The organism is Spirosoma pulveris, assembly GCF_054781875.1.
Genome location: NZ_BAAGTO010000001.1, coordinates 1,325,327 through 1,342,725 on the forward strand (window position 1 = coordinate 1,325,327; position 17,399 = coordinate 1,342,725).

Consider the following 17,399-nt stretch of genomic DNA (forward strand, 5'->3'; position numbering starts at 1 on the left):
AAAACATCATACATCATACATCCTATATCTTTTAGGCTAGTTCCGGCAATGTGTTGCGGTATTTTACTTCAACCGCGTGGAGTTCGATGAGGGGCTTCATAAACTCTTCCAGATACCGGATGTCCAGTTGGCTTGCGGCATCGCAAAGAGCTTCGGATGGGCAGGTGTGCGTTTCCACAAACAGCCCATCGACACCGGCAGCCACACCGGCCCGAGCCAGTACGGGCAGGTATTCCCGCGCACCACCTTTCGCATCGGCCGATGGAATACCGTACTTTCGGATGGCATGGGTTACGTCGAATACAACAGGGTAATTGGTGCGCGCCATGTGGTAGAAAGCGCGTGGATCAACCACCAGGTCATTATACCCAAAGGTGAAACCCCGCTCGGTCAGGATGATCTGTTCGTTTCCCGAATCTTCAATTTTTTTAACCGGGTGTTTCATGTTCTCCGGTGCCAGAAACTGTCCGTGCTTAACATTCACAACTTTACCCGTCTGGGCGGCTGCTACCACCAGCATCGTCTGCATACACAGATAGGCCGGAATTTGCAGTACGTCGACCACTTCGGCAGCGGGAGCGCACTGGTCCGGGTAATGCACATCGGTAAGCAGCGGGAAACCAAACTGCTCTTTTACCTTGGCCAGAATCTTGATGCCTTTTTCAAGACCGGGACCGTTGTAGTAGTTCAGGCTGGAGCGGTTATCCTTCTGAAACGATGATTTATAGATAATCTTGATGCCGAGCCGTTCCTGAATTTCGCGGAGCTGCTCAGCCACCGTCATCATAATTTTTTCATCTTCAATAACGCAGGGACCGCTGATGAGGAACAACTCATCCGAACCGCATTCAATGTCGCCAACGCGAACGATTTTTTGAGACATAATTGTGAAGGGGTTGGGCCACAGAGATTCGCACAGAATCTCTGTGGCAAAATTAAATTTACAGCCGCCGGAACAAGTCCTTTAGCACATCAATGGTGATCGTCTCCTGCCAGTTGTCGCCAATGGCGTGCAGCCACATGTGTGGCAGATTATACGATACATGTGCCATCTGGGTGATGGTGTCGTCGCTCCAGTCTTTCGACAGGCCCTGCGGCAGGTCGATCTGGTGATAGGCGACCATCTCTTTGAACTCGGCAACACCCTGCGGATAATAATCTTCGAGGTGATTCATGATCAGGCAATTGGCATAACAATGCCGGGTTCCCAGAATCTTCGACAGGCCGTAGCTGAGGGCATGACAAACGCCCACTTCCGAATACGTCAGGCTTAAGCCGCCCATCATGGAGGCAACCATCAGTTTGTCGTCGTTCTCCGGCGTTTGACCCGAGTTTTCGCCCAGATAAATTTCCCGGCAGAGCTTCATGGACTGTTCGGCAAAGGCGTGTGAATACGCGTTGTTCAACCGACCGTTTTCCGATTCGATGCAGTGTATGTACGTGTCCATACCGGTGTAAAACCACCAGTTGCGGGGTACACTGGCAATGAGTTCGGGGTCGAGAACGATCTGGTTAAAAACCGTCCATTCGCACTTTAGGCCCAGTTTCTTTACCGGCCCGGTCAGGACCGCAGTCATCGACACCTCGGCACCGGTACCCGAAATGGTGGGTACGCCGACGTGGTAAACGCCCGGTTTCTTGATCAGATTCAGACCCTGGTACAAGGTAGAAGAGCCTTCGTTGGTGAGCATCAGCGATAACGCTTTGGCAATGTCCATGATGCTGCCCCCCCCAATGCCAACAACACCGGAGGGAAGCCCTTTCTTCGCCAGAATCTCGTCGCGCAGCTGATCGATCTGGTCGGTAGTGGGCTCGTGTTCTTCAACACTGATGTAGTATGTCAGGTCTTCAGCATGAGCCGGAACCTGTCCTTCGAGCGGTTTGCCCTTAAAGTAATTGTCGACCAGAAAGACGAAATAGCCTTCGTTTTCGGTCCGGACCGGTGCGATGATCTCATCGAGTTGCGAAAAGCTCCCCCGACCAAAAACGGTCTTCTCGACCCCTTTAAAATTTTTATGCGTGGTTTGTGTTGCTACCATTGTATCGTTAAGCCGTAGTGGCTGAAAAAATTTACGCTTCAACCAATGTTGCCTTCCGAATGGCAGCTTCGATGTTCGATGCCAATGTTGCGACTTCTTCCGACGTCCAAGTGGCCCGGATGCCGAACGAAATCAGTCGGCCGATGGTCGTCTGTGCGTTGGGGATGTCGAGGTTTTTATAATCCTGGGGTGCACCAAACTTTTCGATGGGCAGCGCAGAAGCCGTCCGCATTTCCTTGATATGATCCCACTGGTTGATGAAGTGGTACATATTCGTAAACCAGTAGTTGAACCCGCCAATACCGGCCGCGTTCATTTCGGCGACAACCCGCTGGGCTGTTTCCGTATCGGGCAGGAGCATGTTCAGGAACGTAGCCGAATCACCATCAGCGTCGGGAATACGGGCGAACTCCACACCGGGCACTTGTCCCAGAGCGGCCATCAACTGGCGTTTGTGGGCGTTGTTGCTTTTGATAATTTCGGAAACCCGGCGCGTTTGCACCAGACCCACAGCCGCGTGCAATTCACTAATGCGGTAGTTGAAGCCTAGAATCGGATGTTGTTCCATGCCCCGGTTGCTGCCGATATGGTCGTGGCCGTGGTCGGAATATGAATCGGCATGTTTGTAAGCCGTCTCATCGTTGGTCACCATGATACCGCCTTCGCCCGCCGTGGCAATCTTGAAGAAGTCAAAGGAGTAGGCACCGGTTTTACCCCAAAGGCCGGTCGAAACACCTTTGTAGCTGGCACCCATGGCTTGGCCGGCATCCTCTACCAGCACCAGGTTGTGTTCATTGATGACCGCCATGATGCCATCCATATCGGCCATTTGACCGCACATATGCACCAGACAAACGCCTTTGGTTCGGGGTGTAATCGCCTTGCGAATACCATCGGCGCTTAAACAAAGCGTTTCGTCGATATCGGCGAAAACGGGCAGCGCACCGACCATTAACACAGCTTCGATGGTAGCGATATAGGTGAAGGGCGGGACGATGACTTCATCGCCGGCACCGATGCCGGCAGCAGCCATGGCGCACAAAGCCGCCGTTGAGCCGCTCGAAACGGCGTGGGCGTACTTCGCGCCAACGAGTTTGGCTACCTCAGCCTCAAACTCGCGGGCTTTGTAAATATTATTTCGTTGTGCTTCGTGATTATACCGAAACAGGATGCCGGTCTCGAGCACATCGTTGATTTCTGTGCGCTCAGCGGCTCCGAAAAATTCCATTCCTGGCATGACGTAATCCGTTTAGAGGGCCGCCTGGAAACGTACTCTTGCCCGGCGACCATTTATACGGCAAAAGTACGGTTTTTCACCCGAGAACGAACACATGCGTTCAAGGGTACTTGCTATTCCTTTAATACGGTATTCGCTTTTCGAGTGCTACCCACTCCTTAAATACAGCCTCCGCTTCGTCGCGCAGAAGCTGGTGCATAGGAATGTGCCGGTGCTCGTGCGGCTTGTCGATCTCTTCGTAAATAAACTGATCGTCGAAGCCCACGTTGGCCGCGTCGGCATGTTGGGCCGCATAGACAACGCGGCTCGGGCGCGCCCAGTAAATGGCTCCCAGACACATTGGGCAGGGTTCACAGGAAGCATAGAGGGTACAGCCATCCAGTTGAAACGTGCCCAGATTCCGACAGGCATCACGAATGGCTACCACCTCGGCATGGGCCGTTGGGTCGTTGGTTGAGGTGACCATGTTAAAGCCTTTCCCAACAATTTCGCCATCGCGAACAATGACGGAACCGAATGGCCCGCCCTGATCGGTCGTCATCCCCTCGCGGGCGAGCTGAATGGCTTCCCGCAGAAAAATTTCATCCTGATTGGTCATGATTAGTATTGAATAGTGGTCAAATACTGTGTAACGGCTGTCTGTGCTTTTGTGTGTCTATGTAACGCAACCGGTGCCAGTTCGTCCCGTAATTCTTCGTACAGGTTCATTGCTTCGGTCAGGCTGGCAAAAAGGCTCTTCCGGTCGGGGCTGGCAACAGTTTTTTGCAACCGGCTCAACTCCATTGAAGTAAATGTCGTTTCGGCCCGCCGGACCCCTCTTGGCAGTCCTTTGTGTTTAAGATGGAGCATCGGCCCCAATACCATAATGCGTATAAACGATAAAAAATCCATCGCTTCGAAGTACTCGCCCCGGCCAATTTTCAAAGCGGCATAGTGTATCCAGACCCAGAAGCGATCTTCTGTTCCCTGAAAATCAAACGGAGGATAGGCGCTCTCCGACTTAGCTAAGATAGTCGACAGCCGTTCATCACGCTCCCACAAAATTACCGGATTTTCAACCCGCTCATAAAATTCATCGAGTGTCAGAAACTTAATATCAACATGCAGCAGTGGGGATTCATACAGAGCGATCAGCAGACGTGGTTCACCTACATGGTCGCCCCGGAACGAGGCCAGCAAAGACCCAAATCGGGCCGCATACGCCCGCATCCGTTCGGTATCGGGCGCCAGTTTCTGGCGGAGAACCAGCACCAGGTCCAGATCGGAGTAGGCATCCAGCTCACCCGATGCCCATGAACCACCCGCGGCCAGCCCAATTGCTTCCGGGTCTTGCCGACATACATGGATAGCCGATTCGATAAATGGTTGAAAAAGCGATAGATGAGCTGTCATAGTCTGGTTGAGGCTGGTAAATTATCGGAGAACAGCCCTCCATTTCCTTTAGTTCGGCCAGCTTTACCGAATGGGCACCACCACTCCAACACCGTCTGGGGTAGTCGAAAGGAGAAGTCGTTCCTGTTTGTCGCCCCGGTTTTTAAAGATGAAGTAGTTGACCAGATCGAAGGCGAATAGAAACCCACCCTGAAGCATGATCGATTTCCCATACCCCCGCAGTTGATCGGCCTTGTCGGGCCGATTCGCTCCCCGCTCCCGGAGGTAAGCACCTCCCACAACATAAGCGACGTCGAGGCCGGTGTTGAGCAGCAGGATTTTCTTCATGTTTTCGTGCTGTTTCACCGCATCGGCCAGCGTTTCAGAACCGGCGTTCGCCTTGCGCGATCCCAATAGCCCAGCCCCGGCGATACCCAGGTTGACCAGATTCCAGTACACGTTCATTTTATGAAAATACTTCGCTTCGCCCGAGGTTTGTCCGGCGGCAACGGCCCCAACGGCAATAGTAGCCAGCGCATAACTGCCAAGAGTAAGTCCCAGGGTTTTCTGATGCCGGATGCGTTGTTCGGTGAATATTTGCAAGTCAGGAGATGGTGTCACACGCTGGGCCGAGGCTCCCATGCTTAAGAGAACAGAACCAGTTGCCAGGATGAGTTTCTTGATTTTTGTCACAGAGCTACACGGAGTATTTTTTGCTTAAGCAATACCAGGACTTTCGCTTAGCCCCTGCCACGGTTACTCTATAACTTACGAGGTGACCGTGGCAGGGGGCTAAACGAGAGCCCTAAATGCATATAAGTCAGAAATCAACGACGTTGTTTCAGTGCTGCTCTGGCTTCGGGGTCATTGACGTTCGTCAATTCGCGACGATCCGGCACGGTTATGATTTGCACATCGTTCTGCATAAGGAGCTTCCGGGGCGAAACGGCACCGTTGACAAACGCCTGATGGAGAATCGGACCGAAAGCGGACTCATAAATACCCAGCAACGGCTCAGGAGACAGCCCATCGGAATCATAGAAGACAGTCGCCATTTTGTTCGGTGCGCGGTTTGTCAGCAGGGCGTCGATGGAGAGGCTGGTCAGCAGCGGCATGTCGCAGGCTACCACCAGCCAGGCCGCCGAAGGCTCGGTTTGAAACGCCGACAGGATGCCATTCAATGGGCTCATCAAGTCGTACAGATCAACAACAAGTGGGTGGTTCGTCGGGCTGATTTGACGCGCCTGATCGGCATTCACCGACCAGAAAACCGTTTCACAATAGGGTCCGAGCAGTTCCGTGAGGTATTCGCGCTGGGGTTTGCCGTGGTAATCCAGCAGCGACTTATCTTCCCCCATCCGGGTACTTCGCCCCCCGGTCAGGATAAGTCCATTAAGCACGGTGGAAGTCCCGTTTGCCGCCCGTTTTTTCCATCAGCTTCGTCTCTTTGATGATGATATCGTGCGAAAAGGCTTTGCACATGTCATAAATCGTCAGGGCTGCAACCGATGCGCCCACCAGCGCTTCCATCTCCACGCCCGTTTTCCCTTCGGTCGACACCAGACAACTAACAATGGCGTCATCGCCATCGGTCGTAATGGTAATCTGACAGTTATCCAGACCAAGTGAATGGCAAAGGGGAATTAAATCGTCGGTACGTTTGGCGGCCATGGTTCCGGCAATGATGGCCGTTTGAAAGACCGGGCCTTTTTTGGTAGTAATATCAGCCCCATTCAGGTGCTGCATAATGTCGGGGCCGAGGGTTACAACGGTTTGAGCGCGGGCCGTCCGTCGGGTAACCGTCTTGGCGCCCACATCGACCATAGCCGGGTTGCCTTCCGCGTTGAGGTGTGTAAATGAGTTCATAGTTTTTAGGGAAACAGATCAGGCAAAGGTAACCGCTCCTGCTCAGGATTGGGTCTCTGTTATCCGGCGACCTTCTAAATAGTTCGTCTGACGATTGCCCACCCCAGGCTCTGTATCCGGCCTTTACCTCACTAGTTTGCAACCTACAGCCAGACTGCTTGTATTACAGGATGACAAAGCTACAGTGCTATTAATTCATCCTTTACTCAATGAAAAACAGTTTCATGAACAACTTTAAAACACCTTCGGAGTTCAGCACTCCCAGGCGTGCCTTTCTGCGCACAGCCACCGCTGCGGCCGTTACGGGTGGGCTTCTGACAGCCTGTTCGACGGCTACCCCCGACATTAGTCCGAATGGCGGACGGGTGCCAGGCGATGTGATCACACTGCCCGGCGGTGATCTTGGCATTCTCAACTATGCCTTCGTGCTGGAACAGATCGAATCCCGCTTTTATGAGTTAGTACTGGCCAATCCTTATTCGGGCATGACCGCATTGGAAATGCAGTTATTTCAGGATTTGCGCAATCACGAAGTAACGCACCGGGCCTTTTACCGGGCAGCTTTGGGCAGTGCCGGTATCCCGGACCTGACGCTGAATTTCAGCGACATCAATTTTCGGGAGCGTACGGATGTGCTGGAGGCATCGCGAAAGTTTGCTGAAATCGGAACGGCAGCCTATAACGGCGGGGGCAAGTACCTGACTGACCCCGAAAATCTGGCGGTGGCGGGTAAAATTGTTTCGGTAGAAGCCCGGCACGTGTCCATCATCCGCGAAATCGAATACATGAATCAAACCGCGTTCTCCGGCGACAATATTGTGATCGAGGGACGGTTCATTAAGCTAGAACCGGCAGAAGTAGTCCCCATTGCCCAGAAGTATGTTCTCGAAATCATAGATGCTCACAACCTGCCATCAGTCGCAGCCTAACCCGTTTCTCCAGTTATGAATCTCCAATCCATTTTTACTGAACTCGAACAGGTTGACGGCGATTTCTTCGACCGGCTGGAACATGTATCCCGCCGAGGTCTGTTCAGTACCCTCACCCGTAAAACGGTGGCTGTGGCCGCTCCGGCCATCATGGCGTCGGCCCTGACGAACGCCTACGGACAGAGCAGCCAACTACCGCAGAATGTGGTGGATGTGCTGAACTTTGCCCTCTTGCTCGAATACCTTGAGTCGAACTTTTACGAAATTGGCACCAACACGCCCGGCCTGATTCCCGACCCGTATAAACCGGCATTTGAATACATTCGGCGGCATGAGGAACTGCACGTCAAGTTGCTCAAGACGGTATTGGCTGACAAGGCAATTCCAAAACCGGCTTTTGACTATTCTGCCAAGGGTAACTTCCCCGATACGTTTTCTAATTTCCAGACGTTTGCGGCCGTTTCACAGGCGTTTGAGGATACGGGCGTTCGGGCGTACAAAGGACAGGCCCCGAATCTGATGAACGATAAACCGATTCTTGAAACCGCCTTGCAGATTCACGCTACGGAAGCTACTCACGCGGCCCGCATTCGTTTCCTGCGCGGTCAGAAAGGCTGGATCTCCTTGGCCAGCCCGTCGGGATTGCCACAGGCGGCCGCAGCCGTATACGCAGGTGACGATAATGTGGTACAGAAAGGAATCAACCTGGCCAGTCTATTGGATGGACAGGTACCCCTGGAAGGCATCACCGAAGCCTTCGACGAACCACTCACCCGCGAGCAGGTGACCGCCATCGTGGCGCCATTCCTGGCGTAAAATGCCGTTTTCCTGGTTTCCGCCACATTTGTTTTTTCTGCCTGCCATCCCAAAGCCGCCGTGCTTGTGGGATGGCAGGTTTTTGGCGTACCTTGCTTCGTATTTATTCAGCTACAACCCATGCTTTCCGTTGCCGACGCCTTTGCCATCACTCAACAACAGCTGTTAACGCTCCCCACCGAGACGGTGCCTTTACCACTCGCCAACGGCCGGGTACTTCGCGAAGCTGTCCGCGCCGATCGCGACTTCCCCCCGTTCGACCGGGTAGCGATGGATGGAATTGCCATTCGATTTGCCGACTATTCAGCGGGCCAGCGCACGTTTACTGTGGCGGGTATTCAACGCGCCGGTCAGCCGCAGCAAACGCTGACCGAGGCCAATACCTGTCTGGAAATCATGACCGGGGCCATGCTCTCCATCGGCGCAGACACCGTTGTTCGCTACGAAGATGTGACCATTGCGGATGGACAGGCAACGATCACGATCGACGATGTACAGGCGGGTCAGCACATACACCCCCGGGCAACGGACCGGCGTACGGGCGACGAACTGCTCTCGGTTGGCATGCGGCTCGGGCCTCCGGAACTGGCGGTGGCGGCATCGGTCGGACAAATAACAGTACGTGTAACGGCCCTGCCCAACGTGGCGCTCATCTCTACCGGCGATGAACTGGTCGATATTGCCGATACGCCCCTGCCCTACCAGATTCGCCGGTCGAACACCTACATGCTCAGGGCGGCTCTGGCGTCGCTGGGAATTGAGGCTTCGCTGCATCACATTATTGACGATGAAGCTATACTGTCCAGCCAGATTGCCGGTCTTCTGGCGGCTAATGATGTGCTGATTTTAAGTGGGGGTGTCTCTGCCGGAAAGGCTGACTTTGTACCGTCTGTTCTGGCACAACTTGGTATTCAAAAACACTTTCACAAGATCGAACAACGGCCGGGCAAACCGCTCTGGTTTGGCTCAACACCAACGAAAACCGTCTTTGCACTACCGGGAAATCCCGTGTCGACGGTGTTGTGCGCGTATCGGTATGTGCTGCCTTACCTACGGGCATCCCTTGGGTTACCCGCACAGGCAACACGTTACGCGCAACTGGCCGAACGGGTTATTTTTAAGCCGAGTATTACCTATTTCCTACCCGTCCGGTTAACGTCTGAACCCGATGGCCGCACACTGGCCCATCCCCTGCCCGGCTCCGGCTCGGCCGATTTTGCCAACCTGCTGAACGCCGACGCGTTTATGGAACTCCCCGCCAACCGCTCTGAATTTGATGCCGGTGAAGCGTTTCAGATCTGGTCAACCCGGTAATTTATTGAGTACAGAGACACGGCGATTCATATAACGCGGATAACGGATGATTAGGGAAGTGAAACAAGCACATTTCTGTCATCCTGACGTCGGGATGACAGAAATGGTTTTATTGAATCTGCACAGAAGCCATCATTCGCATCAACTCATTGGTCGTCAGCATTTGACCCTAAAAGTCTCCATACCACAAGAGTGGGCAGGCCGTCTCTGTGTTCATGTTGATTTACTTACTGAAGAACAGGAATACGCTCAGGAAGGCCAGAATAGACGTCACAAAACCGAACATGAAAACAGTATAGGCCACCCGCAGGAGCTTGTACTTTTTTGCCAGCACGAGCCCTAAATAATAGATGTCGCGGGTCATTGTGCCATAGAGATAACTGCTATCCTGCATCAGCTCCTGAATGCCCCATTCGTATTCGCCCAGACTCATACGGTGGAAGTTGCCGAAGAACAGCAGATTGCCTTTCTTCTGCTGAATATCCTCATGGCTGAATGTACCCTGCGTAACGTTGGGGCGGGTGGCCAGAATAGCGAAAACGATTGTCAGCACAGACGTCGTCAGGAATAGAGCCGTCGGTATCATCAGGTTCGGATTTTCCTCAATCCGGCGCGGGAGGATCGACACCAGAATAGACACCATGATTGAGTTGACAGAAATCATGATGTTGGCTTTGCTATCTGCAATTTCACTCAGCCGTAAATGATTGGACGAGGTTGTCCGAAACATCGTTTCAACACCCCGATCCGATTTACTGTCTTTGCTTTTTTTCTTATCTGCCGCTGGTGATGGCTCCGTCGCAACCGACGCCGGACTAGCGGCCGGTTCGGGGTTTACAATAGCTTTTGTCGATTTTACCGGCTTATCATCGCCGTTCTTTTCAGCCTGCTTTTCTTTTAACCGATGCAGGTTGGCTGCCCGCCCTTCCTCCAGATGATTTCGGGCATATTTGGTGAAGTACACATGTGTTTCGAGCAGGGCGATATTTTTTTGCCGCCACTCGCTTCCTGAAATAGCAGTACCCGTCAGGTTCTCTTTTTCCTTTCGAAGCAGTTTCTGTTTGTCTTTATAATCGTCACTGGCCAGGTGAAACATGTCGGCATCGCAAAGAATTTCCTCGAGCCGGTTTCGTGGCGATTGTGGTAGTTTAGTAGCGCGGATACACCCTTTCACCTGCTCGATAATGCCAAGCGACACCCCCAACTCCGTAAGAAACTCGGCGGCAAGCGTTGCGCTGCGTTCCTCATGGTCTTCGGGCGGGCCGCTCAGATACCCCACATCATGAAACCAGGCAGCCGCCAAAACGACCAGCTCTTCGGTTTCGTCCAGTTTATAATGTTTTACCAGTTGTTCCGCTGCCTGAACAACGCCCCGGGTGTGGGCGAGGGTATGGTAGGTCAGATCGGGACGGGGGTTGTCCCTGAACGACTGAACGATGTGGGCCTCAATCTGGTGTACAAGTTTAGGAGTCATAAGAGAACAGTTGATATCAGAATCGGAAACCCAGCGATACATAGGGCAATGCCCCTTCGTCCGAAAAACCAACGGAGGCTGTTACCAGCAATAAACTGGCGGGTGTTACGTATAAACCACCTCCGTATCCATTGTGCCATTTTTTCGATGTTTCGCCCTTGAGCCATACCCGCCCAACGTCGTTGAACGCCAGTAAGCCCACACTCCCCGGAAACAGGAACGACTGAAAATCGAACAGCTTCAAGCGCGCTTCCAGGTTGTAATAAAATAAATTATCTCCGGCAAACCGATACGTTCGGAAACCCCGCAAATTATCCTGTCCACCCAGGTAGAGTAACTGGTAAAATGCCGGATCGCCATAGGTCAGTCCGCCCCCAACCCGGTTGACCAGGACAAAGTTAGCCGCCTGACTGAAACTGGTGTACACCGCCAGTTCCGAGCGTAGTTGCGTAAAGTGATTCGCCTGCTCACTAAATCCCTGCATACCGAGCAGCGTGGTGTTCCAATAGAACCCTCGGGACGGCTGCACGGGCTTATTACGCTGGTCAATCTGTAATCCAGCCTGTAGCCCACCGTAACTTTCCCGTCTCAGGAATTTCTCCGAATCGGGCAATTGGCTGACGTAGGTGTCAATAAAGCGGCCGGCATTCTCATCGGTATCCAGACTAAAGTGCTGAAAAACCGGCCCCGCCATCAGCTGTATATGGGCGCCCACATTCCGTTTTAGTAATACGGCCAGGTTGATCAGGTCGTAGCGGGTCCGATAGTAGCGAATTCGGCGTTGTTTCTCGAAGACGGTTTCATTGCCGGGGCCAAAGAAGTTGGTCACATTATCGGGGGCTTTGACCGATGCGTTCACCCACAGGTCATTCTTACCAATGGCATCGGTAAAGATGCCATCGTACTTGAGCGAGATCGCTTCGGTGGCCAGCGCCCGGCTGATCATCAGGCGGTTCATCGACGCATAGGGCGTTTTCCGAAACCCCTGCTTTATCCACTGACCGCCCACACCCAGCAGCAAGCCATCATCCAGATTATAGCCAATCGTAGCGAGTGGCAGCAGCCTGTCGTATTTGAACACATGGGGATCGTAAGCATTGACGGCTTTATCCGTCGATAGATGCAAATGGGCCAGATGGGGCTCCGGCAGCGTATTTTCTTCTGTACTCAGATCATAGATGAGCGGCTTGCCCGGATGCCCCTCCACCACAAATGTATCGTCGCCTTTTCCACCAATAAGCCGAACGGTAATGTTAGCCGCTTCCGGGCCGCTAACCTCGAAACGATCATCGCCCTTCTGGCCGTACAGCCTAACCTCTTTCGTGATCGATGCATCGAAGGTGCGGCTGTACATCTGTGGCCCTACCGACCCGTCTTTTGTCAGCTTGAAAACCGAAACGACCAGTTGATCGTCGTTGATGTGCTGCACCCGAAACAGCTCTTTCTTGTCCGATCCGGGAATGTCAACCGCTTTGGCCAGAAACCGGTAGTATTGCAGTCCTTTCTCCAGCAGCCAGCCCCGCCGGACTTTAAGGGTTTCGAGAATCCGGTTGCCCGACTCCCGACGAATGGTATCGGGAAGTTGGTTGATGGCCCGTTGCAGCACATCGTCCGTGAGCGAATCCCGAAGGTTGGTGATTTCGGTCATCCAGTCCTGGGCGTTAAGGTCGTGCATGAAAAGCCGGTCGAAAAACCGCCCGTTATTCATGAAGCCGTTTACATTATCCAGCCGAGTAGTGAACCCCTGAAATTTTGGCTGTATCCAGGGCACCGATGCTATAGCCGGGAATACTCCGCCCGCCCGAAAAAAAACCTGATCGCGGTCGCGGGGGATTGGAAAATAAACTTTGCCTCCGGCGGTTTTCCGGCTTCCCCAGCGCCACTGGTCTTCGTGGCGGTCCCAGTCGCCAATAAACAGGTCGAGCATTCGGGCGCGCAGGACAGCACGCTGATCGACGCGGTCGTCATTATCTTTTTCGAGCGTTTCGAGGAGTTTTACGGTGCTGATCGACTTCCCGTCGCCGGGGTTTCGTTCTTCGAACAGGCAAACGGTCTTCCCAAAATCGGCCTGATAGATACCCAGCGCCGGGTCGTCGGGAACGTATACCAGTCTCGGATTGGCGTGGGGGATGCCGATAGCCTCCGCCAGTGTGGGCACCACCAACGGCGCAAACGGATGACCGGCCGAAATTTCGTCCTGCAACACATCTTTGGCGATAGTTTCGCGCAGGGGAGCGGGCAGCGCCCCCGCCGGATCTTTCTGGATACTTCGCAACACCCACTCCTTCCCGCTGGCGTCTTCGAGCCGCAGCGACTTTGTCTGTTGACCGCCCCCGCGCTGCAAGATTTTGAATCCGCCGTTGGTACGGGTCAGGTTAAAGACGGGCAGGTTGACGGTGGTGGCCCACTCTTTCCGGTAATTGGTGCCAAATAACAGGCGATGCATAGCCCCGACACTATCATAGGCGGGGGCAATGGCTACCTGTACGCTATCCGGCCAGGTTCGGGGCTGTGACTTTACGCTTAGTGAATCGCCGATGGGTGATACAGAAAAGAGCGTAGCCCTATGCGCTTCGGTAGCTGTGGCGGCTTCATCGACGGTGTAGAACGTAGCTTTCAGCGTCCCGTTTGTCAGCTCATCCAGCAGTACATACCCCCACTCGCCACTCACAAACCGGGCCAGCGCTCCATTTTTCACCCGCTCCCGGTTAATTCCCGAACCACTCACAATGTAATTCCGGGACCCGTCGACGATGTGCTGGATAGCATGATCATGGCCGGAAACAAACACCACATTGGGTGCCGGTGCCATGGCTTTTTCCATCACCTGAACCATGTGTTTGTAGGTCGGATTCGGCAAATCCTGAATATTGCCGAATACCCCACGCACCAGCGGGTAGATGGAACCAATGACGGGCAGGGGAATATATAGCTTCGACGAAAACTCCGTCAGCGGAAAAATATGCTGCTTGAGGGTATAATAGCCGCCATGAATCCCGTAGCTCCGAAAGGGATGATGCGTCGCGACAATAATGGCTTTGCCCTTGTTCCGGTATGCAATGTCCGTCAGTCGGGCAATGACTTCATCCTGATTTTTGCAGTTACAGTCCGAATCGGCACCCGGCTTTGCGTACGGATGGAGCCACCATTGCGTGTCCATAATGACCAGCAATAAACTGGAACTCAGCTGTATTTCTTCAGGACCGGGGCATCCGTCTGCCGGGAGCAGCTTGATGTTCGGCGCGTTCAGGCTGTCGATCCACTTCCCCTGCCGAACGATCCGTTCCCAGCCATCGGGACGCCCCTTGCCCCAGTCATGATTACCGGGAATTAACAGGACCCGGCTGGTTGCAGGTGGCAAACCGGGGCTTACCTGATACCGCAGGATAGCGGCCAGTGAAGCGTAGTCCGGGCTGCTTTCGTCGGAGAGTCCATGCGGGTAAACGTTATCGCCAAGGTAGAGCAGCGTCGTGCGCGAATTGCTGAAATCATAACGTGCCTTCACCGCATCGACGACCGGATTGGTGCCGTCTCGTAACCGACCGGCATCCCCGATCAGGACAACCCGGTGCCGAATGGAATCAGCGGGCACCAGCTGTCCTAAAGCCGTTGTCAGGCTGCTTACAATACCCAGTAAGCCAAGTAACCAATACCGTACCATGTCCGCGTGTTTCATGATTGGGCGGAGTCTGTATAGTTGATACGGACGCGTAGTGCCTTAAGATGAACAACGCCCTGAAGCGGTTCGAGATCAAGGTATTCCAGCTCAGGATGTAGTGCGCCCCGCGCCTGCATGTCGGCAATAAATGGCAGATAATCCGTTACTTCAGATAGTTGACTGTACACAATGGCAATGGTGTTGGGTTGGGTGAGCCGCTCCTGCGTCCCTTCGATATAGGCTTTATCAATTCGTTTTTTCAGCACTTCATACCGAATACTATACGACCCTTCTACATCGAACCGGCGCTCGTCCTGCCGGAAACTAATGTCAACGGGTTGGGAATAGGCCAGAATCAACTGGGTCGTTTGCAGCGGAAGCGGCAAGCCCGACAGCAGCCGGTGCGTCAGATGCGCTACCTCAACCATTGAGGTTAGCTGCCAGTGGAGCAACCGCAGCCGGATACCGGGCGTAAACGGATTGTCGGGCGCAATGGATTGCCCGAGGTAAATCGAGTATTCCGTCCCATCCGTTCGATACCGCTCAAAGTAATGCGGATAAATTGTCTGGAGTTTCTTCTCCTCTTCGTCGATATATTCGTTTACGGCCGCATTGAGCCAGTCCATGCTTCGTTCGTACCGTTTCAGTGCCTGATTGAAAAGACCCGTTACGGGGTCGGTCTGGGCAAAGTACGCTTGAATCGGGCCTTCGAGCAAGGGTTGATGCGGGAGCAAATAGCGAAAATACACATTCACTTCTTCGACCAGAAAAAGGGCTACCTCGGGTTCATCTTCCGGTAAAAGGCCGGTCGTCAGTTTATGTCGGCACTGGAAATTCCCGTCTCTTAGCTTTTCGGGACGGAACCCGTTCGAGGGAAATTCGGGGAGCGCAAAAATGGCTTCTACAACCGCTACCTGCCGGGCCAGGTCCTGCTGAACAGCCTTGTGTCGCTCAACCGATGAGTTACGGATATCGACCGCTCCGTAGAGCGGATACACCGCCGGGAACCGTACCGGAATCGCTTCACCAGCGCCACCGTTCCGTTGTTCCTGACTGAGATGCGACCAGGCTGCTTCGTAAAATTTCCACTCGACGGCGGGCTGAAGGGAGGTGAATTTTTTGCGTATAAGTTGTTCCAGATTTGTATTGAACTGATTGAGTTGGTAGCGCAGTAACTCCTGAATGAGCGGCAGGATACTCTCGATTTTAGCCAGGATCGCTTCACTGAGGGCAAAGGCCCGCGGGCTTCCCATTTCCAGAATACCCAGCACCTCATTGCCCGTCCCGATCGGATAGAGCATAAAACTTCGGATACCTTTCCCGATTAGTGCCTCCTGCACGGGTTCAGGCAATCCACCCAAGTCAGGAAACAGGTAAGGCACCGAACTTCGCGTTAGCTTTCGAACCATCATCTGTGCCATCGGACTCTTGTAATCCATGCCCGATGTACCGGCGTATTGAAGAAAAATGCTCCGGTTTTTGCTGTTGGGCGGATACACGAAATGGCCATTCACCTGCGACATGGGAATAATGCCGATCTGAAGGTCGGGCTGGCCGCAGAGGTTTCGCAGAGCCGACTCGAACCGATGGTAGATCATGGGTTCGGTATCGGAATGCAGGTGTACAAAGACCTCCCGTAACTGCTGAATAGTTTCCGTCTCGGTGACGTCTTCCAGCTGAAAAAAAGCGAACCCTTCAAACGTAAATAGCTCCAGCGGCAAAGCCTCTTCGCCGACGGGTAACTCGCCCAGCCCTTTGGCAAAGTCAACCCAGCTCTCTTGCAGCTCAGGCTGTCGTTGACCAACCTTCGGCTGAACAAAGGAGTTGTTGATATCGAGCCGATAAAATTTCGTGATGCCATTCAACTTTTTCTGGAATTGAAACGACTGCCCAACGGTATGGTCGAACGGTATGCCGTAACATTTTCCCAGTATCATCTGGTAAGCCAGCCGTTGCCGATCCTGTTGCTTAATCTGGTCGGGCAAATCCATCAGGAAGTCCGGAAATCGATTGATCAATTCCTCAAACGCCGATGAATAATGAAATAAGGTTAGGGGAACCGGGATGCCGAAGGCGTATGAGATCTCGCGTCTGCTATGATTTAAGGGTAACACGGCCAACGTTGCGAGTTGAAAAAGCTCCGTCAGTCGCTTTTCGTCAATGGTCTCGTTTTGGTCTTCGAACAGAACGATAGCCGAGGTAAACTGATCGATCAGATAGGTGTATAATTGACGGAGTCCATCCGTCGTGGCCAGGGTACGCTGCTCTTTCAAGAAGCGCACAAAGGGCTTGAACGACAACTGGAATCGTAATATCAGACCATCTAATTTGGGAAGAGTAAATAATGTTTCCATATAAAATCAATCATTGTGGAGCACCCATGCGTTTTTCGCATCGTGAATAAAGTATCGGTTAGTAACGCAGTCGGGTAGCCCCAAACCGCCGTTCTGATTCTCTAAACTCCACTGCCTTGTCAAACAAAAACCGCTTTTGAGGCTGGATGACGCCGTTTTTAATCGATTGCCTTTCGGAAAACGGAACGCCCCGATTCAAAATGATATCAGCGATGGATACTCATCGGGCTCAGGAAAGCAGGTGTAGATTTGTTTTTCAACAACAACCAGTCAAACGTAGTTCGTAGAAATTGACTAAGAATATCTATATAGAAGACTTTGCGCAGGCTGACTAGTAAGCT

General features: G+C 53.1%; 14 protein-coding genes. 3 read left to right on the forward strand and 11 right to left on the reverse strand.

Annotated features, from left to right (window positions below):
* Window positions 1-31: 31 nt before the first annotated feature.
* The 8 genes from kdsA to moaC form a co-directional block, all read right to left on the reverse strand.
* Window positions 32-883, reverse strand: a complete 852-nt coding sequence (gene kdsA / locus ACYVJM_RS05375; protein ID WP_012927347.1) for a 3-deoxy-8-phosphooctulonate synthase — start codon at window positions 881-883, stop codon at window positions 32-34.
* 58 nt (window positions 884-941) lie between these two features.
* Window positions 942-2,039 (reverse strand): iron-containing alcohol dehydrogenase family protein, encoded by a 1,098-nt coding sequence (locus ACYVJM_RS05380; protein ID WP_461147168.1) that lies wholly within the window; start codon window positions 2,037-2,039, stop codon window positions 942-944.
* A gap of 31 nt (window positions 2,040-2,070) precedes the next feature.
* Complete coding sequence (locus ACYVJM_RS05385) at window positions 2,071-3,276, reverse strand: DegT/DnrJ/EryC1/StrS family aminotransferase (RefSeq protein ID WP_461147169.1); 1,206 nt, start codon at window positions 3,274-3,276, stop codon at window positions 2,071-2,073.
* Between the two features lie 121 nt (window positions 3,277-3,397).
* Window positions 3,398-3,874, reverse strand: coding sequence for a nucleoside deaminase (locus ACYVJM_RS05390; protein ID WP_461147170.1), 477 nt, complete (start codon window positions 3,872-3,874; stop codon window positions 3,398-3,400).
* Window positions 3,875-3,876: 2 nt separating this feature from the next.
* Window positions 3,877-4,668 (reverse strand): nucleotidyltransferase domain-containing protein, encoded by a 792-nt coding sequence (locus tag ACYVJM_RS05395; RefSeq protein WP_461147171.1) that lies wholly within the window; start codon window positions 4,666-4,668, stop codon window positions 3,877-3,879.
* Between the two features lie 63 nt (window positions 4,669-4,731).
* Window positions 4,732-5,340: a DUF6992 family protein gene (locus tag ACYVJM_RS05400; RefSeq protein WP_461147172.1), complete on the reverse strand. Its 609-nt coding sequence runs from the start codon at window positions 5,338-5,340 to the stop codon at window positions 4,732-4,734.
* Window positions 5,341-5,474: 134 nt separating this feature from the next.
* Window positions 5,475-6,047 carry an NTP transferase domain-containing protein gene (locus ACYVJM_RS05405; RefSeq protein ID WP_461147173.1) on the reverse strand — a complete coding sequence of 191 codons (573 nt, stop codon included), beginning with the start codon at window positions 6,045-6,047 and terminating at the stop codon, window positions 5,475-5,477.
* Window positions 6,040-6,513 carry a cyclic pyranopterin monophosphate synthase MoaC gene (gene moaC, locus ACYVJM_RS05410; protein WP_461147174.1) on the reverse strand — a complete coding sequence of 158 codons (474 nt, stop codon included), beginning with the start codon at window positions 6,511-6,513 and terminating at the stop codon, window positions 6,040-6,042. Before moaC ends, ACYVJM_RS05405 begins: the two co-directional genes overlap by 8 nt.
* Before the next feature lie 209 nt (window positions 6,514-6,722).
* Here moaC and ACYVJM_RS05415 point away from each other — a divergent pair, with 209 nt between their 5' ends.
* The 3 genes from ACYVJM_RS05415 (at window position 6,723) to ACYVJM_RS05425 (ending at window position 9,572) form a co-directional block, all read left to right on the forward strand.
* Window positions 6,723-7,442, forward strand: a complete 720-nt coding sequence (locus tag ACYVJM_RS05415; protein WP_461147175.1) for a ferritin-like domain-containing protein — start codon at window positions 6,723-6,725, stop codon at window positions 7,440-7,442.
* Between the two features lie 15 nt (window positions 7,443-7,457).
* The gene (locus ACYVJM_RS05420) at window positions 7,458-8,258 is read left to right on the forward strand and encodes a ferritin-like domain-containing protein (protein WP_461147176.1); all 801 of its coding nucleotides are present in this window, start codon (window positions 7,458-7,460) and stop codon (window positions 8,256-8,258) included.
* A gap of 120 nt (window positions 8,259-8,378) precedes the next feature.
* Window positions 8,379-9,572: a molybdopterin molybdotransferase MoeA gene (locus ACYVJM_RS05425; RefSeq protein WP_461147177.1), complete on the forward strand. Its 1,194-nt coding sequence runs from the start codon at window positions 8,379-8,381 to the stop codon at window positions 9,570-9,572.
* Window positions 9,573-9,795: 223 nt separating this feature from the next.
* Here ACYVJM_RS05425 and ACYVJM_RS05430 read toward each other — a convergent pair whose 3' ends face one another.
* Genes ACYVJM_RS05430 through ACYVJM_RS05440 form a run of 3 tightly spaced genes read right to left on the reverse strand, consistent with a single transcriptional unit; the run spans window position 9,796 to window position 17,058 of the window.
* The gene (locus ACYVJM_RS05430; protein WP_461147178.1) at window positions 9,796-11,046 is read right to left on the reverse strand and encodes a Pycsar system effector family protein; all 1,251 of its coding nucleotides are present in this window, start codon (window positions 11,044-11,046) and stop codon (window positions 9,796-9,798) included.
* Between the two features lie 16 nt (window positions 11,047-11,062).
* Window positions 11,063-14,722, reverse strand: coding sequence for a BamA/TamA family outer membrane protein (locus tag ACYVJM_RS05435; protein ID WP_461147179.1), 3,660 nt, complete (start codon window positions 14,720-14,722; stop codon window positions 11,063-11,065).
* A complete protein-coding gene (locus tag ACYVJM_RS05440; RefSeq protein ID WP_461147180.1) occupies window positions 14,719-17,058 on the reverse strand; it encodes a GAF domain-containing protein in 2,340 nt (779 codons plus the stop codon). Before ACYVJM_RS05440 ends, ACYVJM_RS05435 begins: the two co-directional genes overlap by 4 nt.
* Window positions 17,059-17,399: the final 341 nt, after the last annotated feature.

Excerpts from the sequence above, each read along its gene's own strand:
- ACYVJM_RS05380 (WP_461147168.1), bottom strand. The coding sequence starts at position 2,039 with ATGGTAGCAACACAAACCACGCATAAAAATTTTAAAGGGGTCGAGAAG.
- ACYVJM_RS05440 (WP_461147180.1), bottom strand. The coding sequence starts at position 17,058 with ATGGAAACATTATTTACTCTTCCCAAATTAGATGGTCTGATATTACGA.
- ACYVJM_RS05395 (WP_461147171.1), bottom strand. The coding sequence starts at position 4,668 with ATGACAGCTCATCTATCGCTTTTTCAACCATTTATCGAATCGGCTATC.
- ACYVJM_RS05415 (WP_461147175.1), top strand. The coding sequence starts at position 6,723 with ATGAAAAACAGTTTCATGAACAACTTTAAAACACCTTCGGAGTTCAGC.
- kdsA (WP_012927347.1), bottom strand. The coding sequence starts at position 883 with ATGTCTCAAAAAATCGTTCGCGTTGGCGACATTGAATGCGGTTCGGAT.
- ACYVJM_RS05385 (WP_461147169.1), bottom strand. The coding sequence starts at position 3,276 with ATGCCAGGAATGGAATTTTTCGGAGCCGCTGAGCGCACAGAAATCAAC.
- ACYVJM_RS05420 (WP_461147176.1), top strand. The coding sequence starts at position 7,458 with ATGAATCTCCAATCCATTTTTACTGAACTCGAACAGGTTGACGGCGAT.
- ACYVJM_RS05435 (WP_461147179.1), bottom strand. The coding sequence starts at position 14,722 with ATGAAACACGCGGACATGGTACGGTATTGGTTACTTGGCTTACTGGGT.
- ACYVJM_RS05390 (WP_461147170.1), bottom strand. The coding sequence starts at position 3,874 with ATGACCAATCAGGATGAAATTTTTCTGCGGGAAGCCATTCAGCTCGCC.
- moaC (WP_461147174.1), bottom strand. The coding sequence starts at position 6,513 with ATGAACTCATTTACACACCTCAACGCGGAAGGCAACCCGGCTATGGTC.
- ACYVJM_RS05430 (WP_461147178.1), bottom strand. The coding sequence starts at position 11,046 with ATGACTCCTAAACTTGTACACCAGATTGAGGCCCACATCGTTCAGTCG.
- ACYVJM_RS05425 (WP_461147177.1), top strand. The coding sequence starts at position 8,379 with ATGCTTTCCGTTGCCGACGCCTTTGCCATCACTCAACAACAGCTGTTA.